This window comes from Pantoea sp. E956-1 (assembly GCF_982223955.1).
The window spans coordinates 253,074-269,809 of sequence record NZ_CEUYZP010000006.1 but is presented as its reverse complement, the minus strand read 5'-3'; the positions used below and the strand labels follow the sequence as shown (position 1 = coordinate 269,809).

At 51.2% G+C, this 16,736-nt stretch carries 26 protein-coding genes; 6 read left to right on the top strand and 20 right to left on the bottom strand.

What is annotated here, in order from left to right:
* The first annotated feature begins 380 nt into the window (after positions 1–380).
* Positions 381–935: a gamma carbonic anhydrase family protein gene (locus AC0T7J_RS16670; protein WP_473795374.1), complete on the top strand. Its 555-nt coding sequence runs from the start codon at positions 381–383 to the stop codon at positions 933–935.
* On the opposite strand, the gene AC0T7J_RS16665 is transcribed toward AC0T7J_RS16670, so the two are convergent.
* The 6 genes from AC0T7J_RS16665 to dprA are packed head-to-tail and all read right to left on the bottom strand — an operon-like array spanning position 902 to position 4,696.
* Positions 902–1,159 carry a DUF1488 family protein gene (locus AC0T7J_RS16665; RefSeq protein ID WP_473795373.1) on the bottom strand — a complete coding sequence of 86 codons (258 nt, stop codon included), beginning with the start codon at positions 1,157–1,159 and terminating at the stop codon, positions 902–904. The genes AC0T7J_RS16670 and AC0T7J_RS16665 overlap by 34 nt on opposite strands.
* A complete protein-coding gene (gene aroE, locus AC0T7J_RS16660; RefSeq protein ID WP_473795372.1) occupies positions 1,156–1,974 on the bottom strand; it encodes a shikimate dehydrogenase in 819 nt (272 codons plus the stop codon). The genes AC0T7J_RS16665 and aroE overlap by 4 nt, the downstream gene beginning before the upstream one ends.
* A gap of 3 nt (positions 1,975–1,977) precedes the next feature.
* Entirely contained in the window at positions 1,978–2,550 is a 573-nt protein-coding gene (gene tsaC, locus AC0T7J_RS16655; protein ID WP_258993368.1) for an L-threonylcarbamoyladenylate synthase type 1 TsaC, read from the bottom strand.
* 3 nt (positions 2,551–2,553) lie between these two features.
* Positions 2,554–3,102 (bottom strand): DNA topoisomerase family protein, encoded by a 549-nt coding sequence (locus AC0T7J_RS16650; RefSeq protein ID WP_473795371.1) that lies wholly within the window; start codon positions 3,100–3,102, stop codon positions 2,554–2,556.
* Positions 3,103–3,126: 24 nt separating this feature from the next.
* Positions 3,127–3,600: a DUF494 family protein Smg gene (gene smg / locus AC0T7J_RS16645; RefSeq protein ID WP_473795370.1), complete on the bottom strand. Its 474-nt coding sequence runs from the start codon at positions 3,598–3,600 to the stop codon at positions 3,127–3,129.
* Positions 3,572–4,696: a DNA-protecting protein DprA gene (gene dprA, locus AC0T7J_RS16640; protein ID WP_473795369.1), complete on the bottom strand. Its 1,125-nt coding sequence runs from the start codon at positions 4,694–4,696 to the stop codon at positions 3,572–3,574. The genes smg and dprA overlap by 29 nt, the downstream gene beginning before the upstream one ends.
* Positions 4,697–4,811: 115 nt before the next feature.
* Between dprA and def the strand changes: the two genes are divergently transcribed.
* The 5 genes from def (at position 4,812) to mscL (ending at position 9,570) form a co-directional block, all read left to right on the top strand.
* Entirely contained in the window at positions 4,812–5,324 is a 513-nt protein-coding gene (gene def, locus AC0T7J_RS16635; protein WP_473795368.1) for a peptide deformylase, read from the top strand.
* 20 nt (positions 5,325–5,344) lie between these two features.
* Positions 5,345–6,289, top strand: coding sequence for a methionyl-tRNA formyltransferase (gene fmt, locus AC0T7J_RS16630; RefSeq protein ID WP_473795367.1), 945 nt, complete (start codon positions 5,345–5,347; stop codon positions 6,287–6,289).
* A 49-nt stretch (positions 6,290–6,338) separates the two neighbouring features.
* The gene (gene rsmB, locus AC0T7J_RS16625; RefSeq protein ID WP_473795366.1) at positions 6,339–7,640 is read left to right on the top strand and encodes a 16S rRNA (cytosine(967)-C(5))-methyltransferase RsmB; all 1,302 of its coding nucleotides are present in this window, start codon (positions 6,339–6,341) and stop codon (positions 7,638–7,640) included.
* 18 nt (positions 7,641–7,658) lie between these two features.
* The gene (gene trkA, locus AC0T7J_RS16620; protein WP_473795365.1) at positions 7,659–9,035 is read left to right on the top strand and encodes a Trk system potassium transporter TrkA; all 1,377 of its coding nucleotides are present in this window, start codon (positions 7,659–7,661) and stop codon (positions 9,033–9,035) included.
* Positions 9,036–9,159: 124 nt separating this feature from the next.
* Positions 9,160–9,570: a large-conductance mechanosensitive channel protein MscL gene (mscL, locus tag AC0T7J_RS16615; protein ID WP_022625142.1), complete on the top strand. Its 411-nt coding sequence runs from the start codon at positions 9,160–9,162 to the stop codon at positions 9,568–9,570.
* Here the strand turns inward: mscL and AC0T7J_RS16610 are convergent, their stop codons facing one another.
* From AC0T7J_RS16610 to rplR, 14 genes are all read right to left on the bottom strand, one after another.
* On the bottom strand, positions 9,571–9,804 hold the full coding sequence (locus tag AC0T7J_RS16610; protein WP_473795364.1) for an alternative ribosome-rescue factor A: 234 nt from the start codon (positions 9,802–9,804) through the stop codon (positions 9,571–9,573).
* Between the two features lie 59 nt (positions 9,805–9,863).
* Positions 9,864–10,280 (bottom strand): Zn(2+)-responsive transcriptional regulator, encoded by a 417-nt coding sequence (gene zntR / locus AC0T7J_RS16605; RefSeq protein ID WP_473795363.1) that lies wholly within the window; start codon positions 10,278–10,280, stop codon positions 9,864–9,866.
* Positions 10,281–10,652: a DnaJ family domain-containing protein gene (locus tag AC0T7J_RS16600; RefSeq protein WP_473795362.1), complete on the bottom strand. Its 372-nt coding sequence runs from the start codon at positions 10,650–10,652 to the stop codon at positions 10,281–10,283. It abuts the gene before it with no gap.
* Positions 10,653–10,747: 95 nt separating this feature from the next.
* The gene (rplQ, locus tag AC0T7J_RS16595) at positions 10,748–11,134 is read right to left on the bottom strand and encodes a 50S ribosomal protein L17 (protein WP_003850180.1); all 387 of its coding nucleotides are present in this window, start codon (positions 11,132–11,134) and stop codon (positions 10,748–10,750) included.
* 40 nt (positions 11,135–11,174) lie between these two features.
* Positions 11,175–12,164, bottom strand: a complete 990-nt coding sequence (locus tag AC0T7J_RS16590; RefSeq protein WP_003850179.1) for a DNA-directed RNA polymerase subunit alpha — start codon at positions 12,162–12,164, stop codon at positions 11,175–11,177.
* Between the two features lie 25 nt (positions 12,165–12,189).
* Positions 12,190–12,810, bottom strand: coding sequence for a 30S ribosomal protein S4 (gene rpsD, locus AC0T7J_RS16585; RefSeq protein WP_008927131.1), 621 nt, complete (start codon positions 12,808–12,810; stop codon positions 12,190–12,192).
* A 33-nt stretch (positions 12,811–12,843) separates the two neighbouring features.
* Positions 12,844–13,233, bottom strand: a complete 390-nt coding sequence (gene rpsK, locus AC0T7J_RS16580) for a 30S ribosomal protein S11 (RefSeq protein WP_004160563.1) — start codon at positions 13,231–13,233, stop codon at positions 12,844–12,846.
* Between the two features lie 16 nt (positions 13,234–13,249).
* Positions 13,250–13,606: a 30S ribosomal protein S13 gene (rpsM, locus tag AC0T7J_RS16575; protein ID WP_003850176.1), complete on the bottom strand. Its 357-nt coding sequence runs from the start codon at positions 13,604–13,606 to the stop codon at positions 13,250–13,252.
* A 146-nt stretch (positions 13,607–13,752) separates the two neighbouring features.
* Positions 13,753–13,869, bottom strand: a complete 117-nt coding sequence (gene rpmJ, locus AC0T7J_RS16570; protein WP_010252805.1) for a 50S ribosomal protein L36 — start codon at positions 13,867–13,869, stop codon at positions 13,753–13,755.
* 32 nt (positions 13,870–13,901) lie between these two features.
* Entirely contained in the window at positions 13,902–15,233 is a 1,332-nt protein-coding gene (secY, locus tag AC0T7J_RS16565; protein WP_003850175.1) for a preprotein translocase subunit SecY, read from the bottom strand.
* Between the two features lie 7 nt (positions 15,234–15,240).
* Positions 15,241–15,675 (bottom strand): 50S ribosomal protein L15, encoded by a 435-nt coding sequence (gene rplO / locus AC0T7J_RS16560; RefSeq protein ID WP_003850168.1) that lies wholly within the window; start codon positions 15,673–15,675, stop codon positions 15,241–15,243.
* Between the two features lie 3 nt (positions 15,676–15,678).
* On the bottom strand, positions 15,679–15,858 hold the full coding sequence (rpmD, locus tag AC0T7J_RS16555) for a 50S ribosomal protein L30 (RefSeq protein WP_003850166.1): 180 nt from the start codon (positions 15,856–15,858) through the stop codon (positions 15,679–15,681).
* A gap of 5 nt (positions 15,859–15,863) precedes the next feature.
* The gene (gene rpsE, locus AC0T7J_RS16550) at positions 15,864–16,364 is read right to left on the bottom strand and encodes a 30S ribosomal protein S5 (protein WP_003850164.1); all 501 of its coding nucleotides are present in this window, start codon (positions 16,362–16,364) and stop codon (positions 15,864–15,866) included.
* Positions 16,365–16,378: 14 nt separating this feature from the next.
* A complete protein-coding gene (gene rplR, locus AC0T7J_RS16545) occupies positions 16,379–16,732 on the bottom strand; it encodes a 50S ribosomal protein L18 (RefSeq protein WP_003850163.1) in 354 nt (117 codons plus the stop codon).
* Positions 16,733–16,736: the final 4 nt, after the last annotated feature.

Sequence of the window (16,736 nt, the reverse complement as noted above, 5' to 3'; positions counted from 1 at the left end):
TGATATCAATCCTGCGAGTGCCCACACAGATTGTCTGATAAATTGTTAAAGAGCAGTGCGAACAGTGCGTTAGCGTCCTGTCGCGAGGTGGCGTATATTACGCTTTCCTCCTGCAGAGTCAACCTCTTTCTCAGAAGTTTTTCTCCGGCGGCGCAGTCTCCTGTGCCTCTCAACCCGCTTCCCGTTGCCGGTGTTCCGTGTCGATGGAGGCGCATTATAGGGATCCCGTTTCAGAGCACAACCCTTTTTTAGGATCTTTTATCTGAACGGTTATAAATGATCCAGATTGATGAGATCGCCAGCGATCCAGGCCAGAATTGGCTTGTCAGCTGGCTAAAAACGCATCAGGCTGCATTGAAAACAGAATAAAGGAGAACATCATGACTTCCGCCCTACGTCCTTATAAAGACCTTTTCCCGCAAACTGGCCAGCGCGTTATGGTTGATCCAAGCAGTGTCGTTATCGGTGATGTGATTATGGAGGATGACGTGAGCATCTGGCCGCTGGTTGCAATCAGGGGTGACGTAAATCAGGTTCGCATTGGTGCCCGTACCAATGTGCAGGACGGCAGTGTTCTGCATGTCACGCATAAATCAGCATCCAACCCACAAGGCTTCCCTCTTCTTATTGGCGAGGACGTCACGATAGGACATAAAGCGATGCTGCACGGCTGCACTATTGGCGATCGCGTGCTGGTCGGGATGGGATCGATTCTGCTTGATGGTGTAATAGTAGAAGAAGAGGTAATGATCGGCGCCGGAAGTCTGGTGCCGCCAGGTAAAAGGCTGGAGAGCGGCTATCTCTATCTGGGTAGTCCGGTCAGACAGATCAGGCCGCTAAATGACGCAGAGAAAGAAGGTTTACGCTATTCCGCTAATAACTATGTCGCCTGGAAAAATGATTACATGGCGGGAGATAACCAGATCCAGCCCTGAGTATCCACATCATCCTGACGAATAGCCGCTTCGGCCTCATCTTCCAGATCCCAGCGATGGTGTTGAAACAGCGCCATCGCCTCCCCTTCGCCGAAACGTGAAGCCAGCGACTTCCCGCTGATTGCACAGGTCAGCCGCATACCGTTGACCAGCACCGGGAAACAGACCGCGTTCAGTTCAGCATCATAGGTTTCATCATCAGGAAACTGTATCGCCTGATTCATGGCTGCATGGCCTGTTTAAGCTGAGTAATCACCGGCGCGATTTCCGGCATCACACCGTGCCACAGATAGAAGGCATGAGCAGCCTGCCCCACCAGCATGCCCAGTCCATCTGCCAGATGAGACGTGCCCTGCGCCTGACACCAGCGCAGGAAAGGCGTCAGCCCGCTTTGATAAAACATATCATAACAGCGCACATCAGCATGGATGACTGCTGCAGGTAAAGGAGGAGTTTCGCCATTCACACCACTTGAGGTCGCATTAATGATCAGATCAAAGTGTTGATCTGCCAGCTGCTCAAAACCACATGCGCGGATAGTGCCGCTCTCTGCAAACAGGCTAGCCAGCTCTTCCGCCCGCGCGGCGGTACGGTTAACAACAGTGAGTGTCACGTCTGCTGAGAGAAGCGGCAGAATGACCCCACGTGCGGCACCGCCCGCTCCCACCAGCAAAACCTTGTCGCCAGCGTTAATCATCTTCAGCCTTTCAAGATCGCTTAACAGGCCAATACCATCCGTGTTGTCACCCAGGATCTGCCCATCACTGAGCTTTTTCACCGAGTTTACCGCGCCGGACTGGGCTGCACGTTCACTGAGCTGATCGGCAAATTCCCATGCCTGCTGTTTGAACGGTAACGTCACGTTGGCGCCACGGCCTCCCTGTTCGAAAAAGTCAGAGAGCGCCTGAGGAAAACCATCAATCGGGGCACAAATCCGACCATAGCGATGTTCAATGCCCGTCTGTTCAGCGAAAGCCTGGTGGATCAGCGGAGATTTACTGTGGTTGATCGGATTACCAAAAACGGCGAATTGATCCATGAATTAGCCCTGACGTATAAGTTCGCCGCTGATGACATCGCGGATTTCAGAGGGATTGAGCCGACCACCCGTTTTTCCCGACAGAACCGGGAACTGCTCACCAAACTGCTGCTTCACTTCTTCAGCCGTTCGGCAGGGAGGCAGGCCCGACAGATTTGCACTGGTTGAAACCAGCGGTTTACCAAATGCGCGGCAAAGAGCCTGCACATCAGGATGGTCACTGACGCGAATGGCCAGTGAATCAAACTGTCCGGTCAGCCAGCGAGGCGTTTGTGGCGGGACGGGTACAACAAAGGTCACCGGGCCGGGCCAGCATGCAAACATCCGCTCACGCTGGATCACAGACAGTTCCCGAGCGGAGATGTAAGGTTCAAGCTGGGTGTAATCAGCCGCAATCAGGATAAGTCCCTTTTCTACCGGACGCTGTTTCAGCGCCAGCAAGGCCATGACGGCAGATTCACTGTCAGGGTCACAGCCCAGACCAAATACGGCTTCAGTAGGATAGGCGATGACCGCCTGTCGATTCAGCTGCTCTAAGCAGGTTTCAAATGAATCGGCGAGGTGTTGATTTTCCATGGTCTATGAATTCTCTTCAGCGATGGCTTTGCCACAACTTTTATTGGCGCAACAGCGTTTGATCCCTTGTGCCGTCTTTTTTTCAACTAACAGAGGATACTGGCAATAAGGGCAGATTCCGGCAACGGGTGTCAGATTCACGACAAACTGGCAGGCTGGATAGCGATCGCAGGAGTGAAACGTTTTGCCGTAACGGGAACGCCGCTGAACTAACCGGCCTTCATGACACTGTGGACAGGCCAGCGAGGTTTCATCCGGTTTATCGATGGTTTCGGTGTATCCGCATTCCGGATAGAGGCTACAGCCAATGAACATGCCAAATCGTCCCTGCCGCAATACTTTATCCGCGCCACATTCGGGACAGGCATGGCCTTCAAGCACTTTGACCACATGGCCATCGGCCTGACCTTTTAAGGGTCGAATGTAGTCGCACGCCGGGTAGTTCGCGCAGCCCAGAAAAGGACCGTGCTTACCGAAGCGGATAACCAGTTCTGCCCCGCAAGCGGGGCAGGGATCCTGTTTACGCACGGTGAAGAGTGCAGCTTTACTCATAGCGATCAATGCATGAAAGGAAATTTAATGCAGCATACCTTCATTGGCGTCGAATAGCAGTTCTTCCATCTGCTGATAGGCATTTTCACATCCGGGAATGTTGAACAACACCATCAGTACCACCCATTTAAGATCCTCCAGGTCAAACTCAGAGGTATCCAGCGCCATAATGCGTTCGATGACCATTTCACGCGTTTCCAGGTTCAGCACCTGAATCTGCTCCAGGAACAGCAGGAAACCACGGCTGTCAGCATCTAAACGCTTGCTCTCTTCGTCGGTATAAATACGCATGGAGAGCGGATCATTTGTCATTAAAATTGGTGCGACCAGTCCTTCCTGATAGTCAGCCAATCTTTCTAACCAGTTCAGCGCACTGTAAATATCTTCACGATGGAACCCGGCATCCGTCAGGTCGTCTGTCAATCTGTCCTGATCAACACCCATTTCTGCTTCGTTGTGGATATATGTCTCAAACAAATACATCAGTACGTCGAACATGGCATGCCCTCCTCAATCGGACATAGCCGCCGGGTACAGCTGCGATCCATCCTGCTAACTCCAGTTCCAGCAACTGAGCTGAGATAACTGGCACAGATTGGCCGGCACGTTCAGCGACAACGTCAACAGGTGTAACATCATCACCTACGTTAGCCAACACATCAGCAAATGGCAATGGAGCATCGTCACTCACCTCAGAATAAATTTCATCGGCCTGTTTCATCGGCAGCCAGTTAAGTGCACTTGCCAGATCTTCCACGATGTTATTGGGATGGGCCACCAGCAGCGCCCCCTGCTGAATAAGCCAGTTTACGCCTTCGCTTAACGGGTTACCGAGCGCGCCTGGTAAGGCATAGACGTTTCGATTTTGCTCCAGCGCATACCGCGCCGTCACCAGGGAGCCACTCTTCAGAGAGGCTTCTACCACCAGCACCCCATGGCTCAGGCCACTGATGATACGATTACGGCGCGGAAAATTAAGCGGATGCGGCAGGGTCGTCAGCGGAAACTCAGACACCACCGCCCCACCCTGTTCAACGATCTCTGCGGCAAGATGGGTATGATTCCTGGGATAGAGCTTCTGCAAGCCATTCCCTAACACAGCCACCGTTTTACCGCCCACGTTGAGTGCGGCCTGATGCGCAACACCATCAATACCTCTGGCCAGTCCGCTGGTAATGGTCAGACCGCTAAGGCTTAAGTGCTGGGTAAACCAGTCGCACCAGTAACGGCCATAGTGTGAACAGTTCCGGCTGCCCACCACCGCTAACTGTGGTGTGCTGATAAGCGCAGGATCGCCATCAATATAGAGCAGCGGCGGAAAGCGGTTTGTTTCTTTAAGACGGGCAGGATAGGCCGCGTCCAGAGCAGTCACCAGATGATGAGCCGGGCTTTGAGCCAGCCAGGAATAGACTTCTGTAAGATTATTTTCATTATAATCATAATATTGCTTGCACTGGCTCTCATCTAAGCCAAGCCGGATAAGCTGCTCCCTGTCTGCCTGTCCAACACCTATTTGCTGCGCCACATCAACCCAGCGTTTCCCTGTCATTCCAGTAACGGCGGCCAGCCGTACAGACTGCGCTATTTTGTCCATCTTCAGCTCCCTGATCGCCCTTGCTTCCTGCCGCAGAATGCTGTCAATCAGGACTCGAAAAGTCTACAATATAAGGTAGTAATCTTTTCTTAACCGAATACAGATCTGGATATTTATGTCAGTTTTGCAGGTATTACATTTCCCTGACGAGCGTCTTCGCAAAGTCGCCGCGCCCGTTAAAGAAGTTAACGCAGACATTCAGCGTATCGTTGATGATATGTTCGAGACGATGTATGCCGAAGAAGGTATCGGTCTTGCGGCTACGCAGGTCGATATTCATCAGCGCATTATCGTGATTGACGTCTCTGAAAGTCGCGAAGAGCGTTTAGTACTGATTAACCCTGAGCTACTGGAAAAAAGCGGTGAAACCGGCATTGAAGAGGGTTGCCTCTCTATTCCGGAACAGCGCGCATTTGTTCCGCGTGCCGAGCGGGTCAAGGTCCGCGCACTTGATCGCGACGGTAAAAGTTTCGAGCTGGAAGCCAGCGAGTTACTGGCCATCTGTATCCAGCATGAGATCGATCATCTGGAAGGCAAACTGTTTATCGATTATTTGTCGCCTTTAAAGCGGCAACGGATCAAAACTAAATTAGAGAAACTGGCGCGTCAGAGCGCGCAGGCTTCCTGAGATTTTAATAAGGGATAAACGTGTCTGCCCCGCTAAAAATCATCTTTGCCGGCACACCTGACTTTGCAGCGCGTCATCTTGACGCGCTGCTTGCTTCTGAACATCAGGTTATCGGCGTATTCACCCAACCCGACCGTCCTGCTGGTCGCGGTAACAAATTAACCCCAGGCCCGGTCAAAACGCTGGCGCTGGCACATGATATTCCGGTTTATCAGCCTAAATCACTGCGACCTGAAGAAAATCAGCAACTGGTTGCTGACCTCAAAGCCGATGTAATGGTTGTCGTGGCCTACGGATTAATTCTGCCCAAGGCCGTGCTTGATATGCCTCGTCTGGGATGTATCAATGTCCATGGCTCACTGCTGCCACGCTGGCGCGGAGCCGCGCCTATTCAACGTGCGCTCTGGGCTGGCGACAGCGAAACCGGCGTGACCATCATGCAGATGGACGTGGGACTGGATACCGGCGATATGCTGCATAAGCTGGCTTGTCCGATTACGGCCCAGGATACCAGTGCCACACTGTATGACAAGCTGGCACAGCTTGGGCCACAGGGGCTGCTGGATACGCTGACATTACTGAGCACTCAGCAGGCTTCACCTGAAAAACAGGATGAAACGCTGGCCAACTATGCTGAGAAACTCAGTAAAGAGGAGGCACGACTTGACTGGACACTCTCTGCAGAACAGCTTGAGCGTTGTATTCGCGCCTTTAACCCGTGGCCGATGAGCTTTTTCACCATTGAAGATCAGCCGGTTAAAGTCTGGCAGGCAACCGTTCTGCCCCACAACGATCGTGCGCCTGGTGAAATTATCCATGCTGATAAGCATGGCATCCAGGTGGCGACCGCTCAGGGTGTGCTGAACCTGCTGCAGCTACAGCCCGCCGGTAAAAAGCCGATGTCGGCTCAGGATCTTCTCAACTCGCGCCGGGAATGGTTTGAACCTGGAACCCTTCTGGACTGACTCTCAGGCCCGGTCACTCACCGGGCTTTTTGTTTGATGACAAAACCCTATGACTAAATCAATCAACCTGCGTAGCCTCTCGGCTCAACTTATTGAGCGTGTGGTCGACAAGGGCGAATCCCTGAATACGGCACTGCCAGCCGCCCAGAAAAAGCTCTCTGACAAAGATAGCGCGTTAGTGCAGGAGATCTGTTTTGGCGTATTGCGCTCATTACCGCAGCTGGAAGCGCTCATTGGCAAACTGATGGAGCGTCCACTTACTGGCAAACAGCGGGTTCTGCACTATCTGATCATGGTCGGGCTTTATCAGCTGGAGTATACCCGTGTGCCTGCCCATGCTGCACTGGCAGAAACGGTCGCGGGCGCCGAAGTACTGAAGCGCACCAGTATGAAAGGCTTATTAAATGGCGTATTACGCCAGTTTCAGCGTCAGCGGGAAGAGCTGCTCGCCACTGTTCAGGATGGGCCGCAACGTTATCTGCATCCGGGATGGCTGCTAAAGCGGTTGCAGCATGCCTGGCCGGAACAATGGCAACAGATTGTCGAAGCAAATAATCTGCGTCCGCCGATGTGGCTGCGGGTTAATCGCCAGCACCACGATCGGGATACGTGGCTGGCAATGCTGACCGAAAGCGGCAGGAATGCACAGCCTGCGGCCGATGTGCCGGATGCGCTGCGGCTTGATGCCCCTGCCCCGGTCAGCCAGTTACCCGGCTTTAATCAGGGTTGGGTCACCGTGCAGGATTTATCTGCTCAGCGCTGTGCTTTGCTGCTTGAGCCCCAAAACGGCGAACAGATTCTGGATTTATGCGCTGCACCTGGCGGTAAAACGACCCATATCCTTGAAATCGCGCCTCAGGCCGAAGTTATGGCCGTCGATGTGGATGCGCAGCGTCTTAAACGCGTTAATGAGAATCTGCAGCGACTGGGGATGAACGCAGACGTGAAACAGGGTGATGGACGAACACCGCAACAGTGGTGCGGTGTTCGTCAGTTTGACCGAATTCTGCTGGATGCGCCCTGCTCTGCGACCGGTGTTATCCGACGCCATCCCGATATTAAATGGCTGCGTCGCGATCGTGATATCGCCGAGCTGGCAAAGCTTCAGCGTGAAATTCTTGACGCTATCTGGCCGCACCTGAAACCTGGCGGTACGCTGATTTATGCAACCTGTTCCATCCTGCCTGAAGAGAATCATCAGCAGATAGATGCCTTCCTGCAGCGCCAGCACGATGCGCAGGCAGAGTCCCTCAGGGATGCGCCGGCAAACGGGTTACAGGTATTCCCGGAAGCCGAAGGCGGAGATGGCTTCTTCTACGCTAAGCTGATAAAGAAATCGGGTACAAACTGAAATGAGTATTGATAAGCGATGAAAATAATCATTCTGGGCGCAGGACAGGTTGGCGGAACCCTGGCAGAAAATCTGGTGGGTGAAAATAACGACATTACGGTGGTGGATACCGATTCGTCACGCCTGCGTCACCTGCAGGATAAGTTCGATCTGCGCGTCGTGCAGGGTCATGGTTCCCATCCGCGAATTTTGCGTGAGGCCGGTGCGGAAGATGCCGACATGCTGGTTGCCGTGACCAACTCAGATGAAACCAACATGATTGCCTGTCAGATTGCTTATTCGCTTTTCAATACGCCGAATCGTATCGCCCGTATTCGCGCGGCCGACTATCTGCGTGATGCGGACAAGTTATTCATTCCTGAAGCGGTGCCTATCGATCACCTGATCTCGCCTGAGCAGTTGGTGATCGACAATATTTATCGTTTGATTCAGTACCCTGGCGCATTACAGGTCGTGAACTTTGCTGAAGGCAAAGTCAGTCTGGCTGTGGTGAAAGCTTATTATGGTGGCCCGCTGGTAGGTAATCCGCTTTCGATCATGCGTGAGCATATGCCACACATTGATACACGCGTAGCCGCTATTTTTCGTCAGGATCGCCCCATTCGTCCGCAGGGCTCAACCATCGTAGAGGCGGGTGATGAAGTCTTTTTCATCGCAGCCAGTCAGAACATTCGTGCGGTAATGAGTGAAATGCAGCGGCTGGAGAAGCCTTACAAACGGATTATGCTGGTAGGTGGCGGTAACATTGGTTTCGGTCTGGCGCAAAAGCTTGAGAAAAATTACAGCGTTAAGCTGATTGAACGTAATCCTCAGCGTGCAGCTGAGCTGGCGGAGCATCTGCAGGATACCATCGTTTTTTATGGTGACGCTTCAGATCAGGAGCTTCTTGCGGAAGAACATGTTGAGCAGGTTGATCTGTTTATCGCCGTCACCAATGATGATGAGGCCAACATTATGTCAGCCATGCTGGCAAAAAAAATGGGTGCGAAGAAGGTTATGGTGCTGATTCAGCGACGCGCCTACGTTGATCTGGTACAAGGCAGCGTTATCGATATTGCTATTTCACCTCAACAGGCCACCATCTCTGCCCTGCTGGGTCATGTGCGCAAAGCAGATATCGTTGGCGTTTCATCGTTACGGCGCGGTATTGCAGAAGCGATCGAAGCGATAGCGCATGGCGACGAATCGACTTCACGCGTGGTCGGCCGCTCGATTGATGATATTAAACTGCCGCCAGGGACCATTATTGGCGCAGTAGTTCGCGGAGACGATGTGATGATTGCCAATGATAACCTTCGTATTGAACAAGGCGATCATGTCATCATGTTCCTGACCGACAAGAAATTCGTATCAGATGTAGAACGTCTCTTCCAGCCGAGTCCATTTTTCCTGTAAACGTCCTGTTTATATACAAACAGGGTACATGGCAGGCAAAACTGCCGCTTAATTAGCTGTGTTGATGGCAAAAACAGTAGGGTTTGATAGACTTTATGGCATTGGCTTGGGCAAGGAGATAAGAATGAGTTTAATCAAAGAGTTTCGCGATTTCGCAATGCGCGGCAATGTGATGGATTTAGCCGTCGGTGTCATCATCGGTGCTGCATTCGGTAAAATCGTTTCATCGTTAGTCGCCAATATTATTATGCCGCCATTAGGCTTACTGATTGGCGGTGTCGATTTTAAATCATTCGCCTGGGTACTTAAGCCCGCAGTTGGCGATGCGCCAGCCGTTGTAATGCAGTACGGTATCTTCCTTCAGACCATCTTCGATTTCGTCATCATCGCTTTCGCAATCTTTATGGCGATCAAGTTAATGAATCGTCTGTACAAGAAAAAAGAAGTAGAGAAGCCCGTTGCTAAACCGTCAAACGAAGAAGTTCTGCTGACTGAAATCCGCGATCTGCTGAAACAGCAGAATACCCGGGTCTAGTTAATCAGCCGCCGCACAGGCGGTTTTTTTAACCGTAAAAGCAGAAGGGCAGTGATAAGATGCTTTCTTATCATTGCCCTCCCATCCAGTCCCCTTGCCATGTTTCTCTTTCCGCTTAAAACTACCCTTACCCTTTTGCTTCTGCTCGATGCGTTGCCGAAATAGCGGGTCGTGTAGCAGAGCCTGAATCGCGTTATCGCGGATTTGCCCTTTGGTGTGCTGATATTTACTCATAACGCCTCCTGTTGAGATGGTCTGATACTCTATTCTTTTGCAGCAAAATAACAATATGCTTATTTGCTCAAAACCTCTCCCCGCTCCAGCGCCTCAAGAATTGAGCACGAAATGCTACTGTGACTGTCACCACAACAGGCGTCGGAAAGGTGTCGCAGGGAACGCTGCATCGTTTCTAATTCTGCGATCATCTGAGCAACTTCACTCAACCGTTTTTCAACGATCGCTTTTGATTCCTGACAGGTGTGATGCACAGGATCAACCCGGATCGAAAGCAGCTCTCTGATCGCTTCAAGGCTGAAACCCAGTTTACGACCGTAGCGAATAAATTTCAGACGCTGGAGATCGCCCTCGCTGTAAAGGCGAAAACCACCTTCCGTCCGACCATCATGATCCATCATCTGCTGCTTTTCATAAAAACGGATCGTGTCTGGCGTCACCTCCGCAAGCTTAGCTAACTGACCGATGCGAAACATTTACTCCTCCTCGCGGAAACGATGCTGAATAGCAGTGGAATAATTACCATGAAGAAAATCGGTACTGATACCCGCCTGGCGTAATCTTAGCTCCAGCACCTGAAGCCGATGGCAATGATCCTGATAGGATTGATCCGCAGGATCGAGGTTGCGAATAAGATCGTTAACTTCCATGGCTTCCCGTCTGAGCTCAAGCTCCGGCGGCAGAAAGCCCGAATTTTTCAGTAACCGGTACCCCGCTCTTAACTCAGGCGGAACATGACTGTCGTCATCCAGCTGTAGCGGCTTACCGGAACCGGGAAGATTACTCAGCTCGCCTTTTTCCAGCGCCGCTTTGATATGCTGTTCAGCAAGCTCGTCAACCAGCCACATAGTTGGCTCCTTTGAACATGAAATAATAAGTTCTAAGGTAGTAAATTTCAGGCAATAAAAAACCCGCCGAAGCGGGTTTTTTACGTTGCTACAGATTACTCTGCGGCTGCTTCTGCTTGAGCTTCTGGACGATCAACCAGCTCGATGTAAGCCATCGGAGCGTTGTCACCAGCACGGAAGCCACACTTCAGAATACGAGTGTAACCACCGGCACGGCTCGCGAAACGCGGGCCCAGCTCATTAAACAGTTTTGCCACGATCTCGTTATCACGAGTACGGGCGAATGCCAGACGACGATTAGCTACGCTGTCGGTCTTGGCAAGAGTAATCAGCGGCTCAACTACGCGACGCAGTTCTTTGGCTTTCGGCAGAGTCGTTTTGATGATCTCATGACGAACCAGAGAACCGGCCATGTTGCGGAACATAGCCTGACGATGGCTGCTGTTGCGGTTCAGTTGACGACCACTCTTACGATGGCGCATGACCTTATCCTTCTCAGTGAAACCTTAACCTGTGATCTGATTATTCATCAGCAATGCTTGCTGGCGGCCAGTTCTCGAGGCGCATGCCCAGAGAAAGACCACGAGAAGCCAGCACATCTTTAATCTCGGTAAGAGATTTTTTACCAAGGTTAGGCGTTTTAAGCAGCTCAACCTCGGTACGCTGTACCAGATCACCGATGTAGTGGATAGCTTCTGCCTTAAGGCAGTTAGCAGAGCGGACAGTCAATTCCAGATCGTCAACAGGGCGCAGCAGGATCGGATCGAATTCTGGTTTCTCTTCTTTAACTTCCGGCTGACGTACATCTCGTAAGTCAACGAAAGCTTCAAGTTGTTCTGCCAGAATGGTTGCCGCACGACGAATCGCCTCTTCAGGATCGATTGTGCCGTTGGTTTCCATTTCGATGACCAGCTTGTCCAGGTCGGTGCGCTGCTCTACACGCGCTGCTTCAACATTGTAGGCGATACGGTCTACAGGGCTGTAGCAAGCGTCAACTAACAGGCGGCCGATTGGGCGCTCATCTTCTTCCGAATGAATTCGGGCAGAAGCCGGCACATAGCCACGACCACGCTGAACTTTGATACGCATGCTGATAGCAGCGTTCTCATCGGTCAGATGGCAAATGACATGCTGAGGCTTGACGATTTCGACATCACCATCATGGGTAATGTCGGCTGCAGTCACAGGGCCAATGCCAGATTTATTCAAGGTCAGAATAACTTCATCTTTCCCCTGAACTCTTACCGCCAGCCCTTTCAGGTTGAGCAGGATTTCCAGGATATCTTCCTGTACGCCCTCTTTGGTGCTGTACTCATGAAGTACACCATCAATTTCAACCTCGGTCACCGCGCAACCCGGCATGGATGAAAGCAGAATACGGCGCAGTGCGTTACCAAGAGTATGGCCAAAGCCACGCTCTAAAGGCTCAAGGGTCACCTTGGCGTGCGTCGAACTCACTTGCTCGATATCTACCAGGCGCGGTTTTAGAAACTCTGTCACAGAACCCTGCATTGTGTCCTCTCTTTGGTACTAAGCCTTACTTGGAGTAAAGCTCGACGATCAGGTGTTCGTTAATGTCCGCAGACAGATCAGTACGTTCAGGAATACGCTTGAACACACCTTCCATCTTAGTCGCATCAACTTCCAGCCAGGTTGGCTTTTCACGCTGCTCAGCCAGCTCCAGAGCGGCCTTCACGCGAGATTGCTTTTTGGCTTTCTCACGGATGCTAACGACATCATTCGGAGATACCTGATAAGAAGCGATGTTAACAACGCGGCCATTTACCAGAACAGACTTGTGGCTCACCAGCTGACGTGCTTCTGCACGAGTGGCACCAAAGCCCATACGATAAACTACGTTGTCAAGACGACCTTCCAGCAGAGCCAACAGGTTTTCACCGGTGTTGCCTTTCAGACGAGCTGCTTCTTTATAATAGTTACGGAACTGACGCTCCAGCACGCCGTAGATACGACGAACTTTTTGCTTTTCACGTAACTGACCGCCGTAATCAGACAGACGCGGTTTACGCGCACCATGCTGACCAGGGGCTTGTTCAATCTTACACTTGGAATCAATCGCGCGAACGCCAGACTTAAGGAATAAGTCAGTGCCCTCACGACGGCTCAGCTTGAGCTTAGGACCCAAATATCTTGCCATTTTCTTTCTCCAACTATCCTAAAAAAACGGGCGTTATACGCGACGTTTTTTCGGCGGACGACAACCGTTATGAGGGATAGGAGTCACATCAGTAATATTAGTGATGCGGAAACCAGCGGCGTTCAAAGCACGAATCGTAGATTCGCGTCCTGGACCCGGACCCTTTACCATAACTTCCAGGTTCTTAATTCCGTAATCTTTTACCGCTTCTGCACAGCGCTCTGCAGCGACCTGAGCAGCAAACGGAGTGGATTTACGTGAACCGCGGAAACCGGAACCACCGGCGGTTGCCCAACCCAGTGCGTTACCCTGACGATCAGTAATGGTAACGATGGTGTTGTTAAAAGAAGCATGGACATGAGCCACGCCATCTGAGACTTGTTTTCTTACACGCTTACGTGCACGAACTGGTGCCTTTGCCATTATTTACTCACCCCGATTATTTCTTGATCGGTTTACGCGGACCCTTACGGGTACGTGCGTTGGTCTTAGTACGCTGACCGCGAACCGGAAGACCACGACGATGGCGCAAACCACGGTAGCAACCAAGGTCCATAAGACGCTTGATGCTCAGGGTGATTTCACGGCGCAGATCACCTTCTACAACGAATTTCGCAACTGCATCACGCAGCTGATCAATTTGTTCTTCAGACAGCTCACTGATCTTAACATTTTCAGCAATACCCGTTGAAGCGCAGATGGCTTTAGAACGAGTTTTACCGATACCGAAGATCGAAGTTAATGCGATAACGGTATGTTTTTGATCAGGAATGTTAATGCCTGCTATACGGGCCACTATGCACTCCTATAATTAAACAAGCACGTCCCATGCTGAAAAGCCCGTTTTCAGGATACTCAAATGGAAACGCACTGACATACAAAAGATTGGCTGGCTAATCTAGCCAGCTCAACCCGACTTTGCAAGAAAAATATGTGACAAAATCAGCCTTGGCGCTGTTTATGCTTTGGCTCGGCGCTGCAGATCACACGGACGACACCGTCGCGACGAATGATTTTGCAGTTACGACATAATCTCTTGACGGAAGCACGAACTTTCATTTTTACTCTCCGTAACTTCTCAACCAACTGAATTAACGGCCGTAGCCTTTCAGGTTAGCTTTCTTCAGTGCCGACTCGTACTGACTTGACATCATCAGAGTTTGCACTTGAGCCATAAAGTCCATGATGACGACAACTACGATAAGCAGTGAAGTACCGCCAAAGTAGAAGGGAACCTTCATCGCATCACGCATGAACTCCGGGATAAGGCAGATAAACGTAATGTAGAGAGCGCCGATTAAGGTCAATCGCGTCATTACTTTATCAATATACTTCGCCGTTTGCTCTCCCGGACGAATTCCCGGTACGAATGCACCAGACTTCTTCAGGTTATCTGCTGTTTCACGTGGGTTGAAAACCAACGCCGTATAGAAGAAACAGAAGAAGATGATTGCAGTCGCATAGAGTAGCACATAAAGCGGCTGTCCTGGCTGCAAATACAGCGAAATTGTTGTCAGCCAGTTCCAACCGGTACCGCCCCCAAACCACGATGCAATCGTTGCCGGGAACAGAATAATGCTGGAAGCAAAGATGGCTGGAATCACGCCCGCCATGTTCACTTTCAACGGTAAATGTGTGCTCTGTGCAGCGTAAACGCGACGACCTTGCTGACGTTTTGCGTAGTTCACCACAATGCGGCGTTGACCACGTTCAACAAAGATAACAAAGAAGGTCACTGCGAATACGAGTACTGCAACCAACAGCAACAGAAGGAAGTGCAGGTCGCCTTGCCGCGCTTGCTCGATGGTATGGCCAATGGCCGGCGGGAGACCCGCAACGATACCTGCGAAGATAATGATCGAAATACCGTTACCGATACCACGTTCAGTAATCTGTTCGCCCAGCCACATCAGGAACATCGTTCCTGAGACCAGACTCACAACAGCGGTAAAGTAGAAAGCAAAGCCTGGATTCATTACCAGGCCTTGCATCCCTGGCATATTCGGCAGACCGGTAGCAATACCGATCGACTGAAATATGGCCAATACCAACGTACCGTATCGGGTGTACTGGCTAATCTTACGACGGCCAGCCTCCCCTTCTTTCTTAATTTCCGCTAACGCTGGATGAACCACCGTTAATAACTGGATGATAATCGATGCCGAAATATACGGCATGATACCCAGTGCGAAAATAGAAGCACGGCTGAGAGCACCACCAGAGAACATGTTAAACATTTCAATGATGGTGCCACGCTGTTGCTCAAGCAGTTTGGCAAGTACAGTGGCATCAATACCAGGGATTGGAATAAAAGAGCCAATACGGAAGACAATGAGTGCGCCGATTACAAACAGCAGTCTGCGTTTCAGCTCACCAAAGCCACCCTTGGCACTTTGAAAATCTAATCCCGGTTGTTTAGCCATCTGCTACTTATTCCTCGATTTTACCGCCAGCAGCTTCGATTGCAGCACGAGCACCTTTGGTGACACGCAGACCGCGAACCGTTACCGGTGTAGAAACTTCACCAGACAGAATTACTTTAACGAATTCAATCTGAACACCGACAATGTTGGCTGCTTTCAGCGCGTTCAGGTCGACGATACCGCCTTCAACTTTCGCCAGATCAGACAGACGAATCTCTGTGGTGATCATTGCTTTGCGAGAGGTGAAACCGAACTTCGGCAGACGACGGTACAGAGGCATCTGACCACCTTCGAAACCGCGACGTACGCCACCGCCAGAACGTGAGTTCTGACCTTTGTGACCACGACCACCGGTTTTTCCGAGGCCAGAACCGATACCACGACCCAGACGCTTGGTAGCGTGCTTAGACCCTTCGGCCGGAGACAGAGTATTTAAACGCATCTCTTACTCCTCCACTTTAACCATATAGGAAACCGCGTTAACCATACCGCGTACTGCAGGCGTGTCTTCACGCTCAACGGTGTGGCCAATACGACGCAGACCCAGGCCAACCAGAGTGGCTTTATGCTTAGGCAAGCGGCCGATTGAACTACGGGTTTGAGTGATTTTAATAGTCTTAGCCATCGTGATTACCCCAGAATTTCTTCAACGGATTTACCACGCTTAGCAGCGACCATTTCCGGAGATTTCATATTGCCCAGGCCGTCGATAGTTGCACGAACCACGTTAATCGGGTTAGTAGAACCATAGGCTTTTGCCAGTACGTTATGAACTCCAGCGACTTCCAGAACGGCGCGCATTGCACCACCGGCAATAATACCGGTACCTTCTGAAGCCGGCTGCATGAACACGCGGGAACCCGTGTGTGCACCTTTAACTGGGTGCTGCAGGGTGCCGTTGGTCAGCGCGACGTTAACCATGTTGCGACGGGCTTTCTCCATCGCTTTCTGGATCGCTGCTGGAACTTCACGCGCTTTACCGTAACCAAAACCTACGCGACCATTACCATCGCCTACCACAGTCAGTGCTGTGAAGGAGAAGATACGACCACCTTTAACAGTTTTAGAAACACGGTTTACCGCGATCAGTTTTTCCTGCAGTTCGCCAGCTTGTTTCTCGATGTGTGCCATCTTAGACCTCTACCTTAGAACTGAAGGCCAGCTTCACGGGCAGCATCTGCCAGTGCCTGGACGCGACCATGATATTGGAAACCGGAACGGTCGAAAGAAACACCAGTGATGCCTTTTTCGATTGCGCGTTCTGCGATAGCTTTACCTACTGCAGCTGCGGCTTCTTTATTACCGGTATACTTCAGTTGTTCAGTGATAGCTTTTTCTACAGTAGAAGCAGCGACCAGAACTTCGGAACCGTTCGGGGCGATTACCTGTGCGTAAATATGACGCGGGGTACGATGTACCACCAGGCGAGTAGCACCCAGCTCTTTGAGCTTGCGACGTGCACGGGTCGCACGACGGATACGAGCAGATTTCTTATCCATAGTG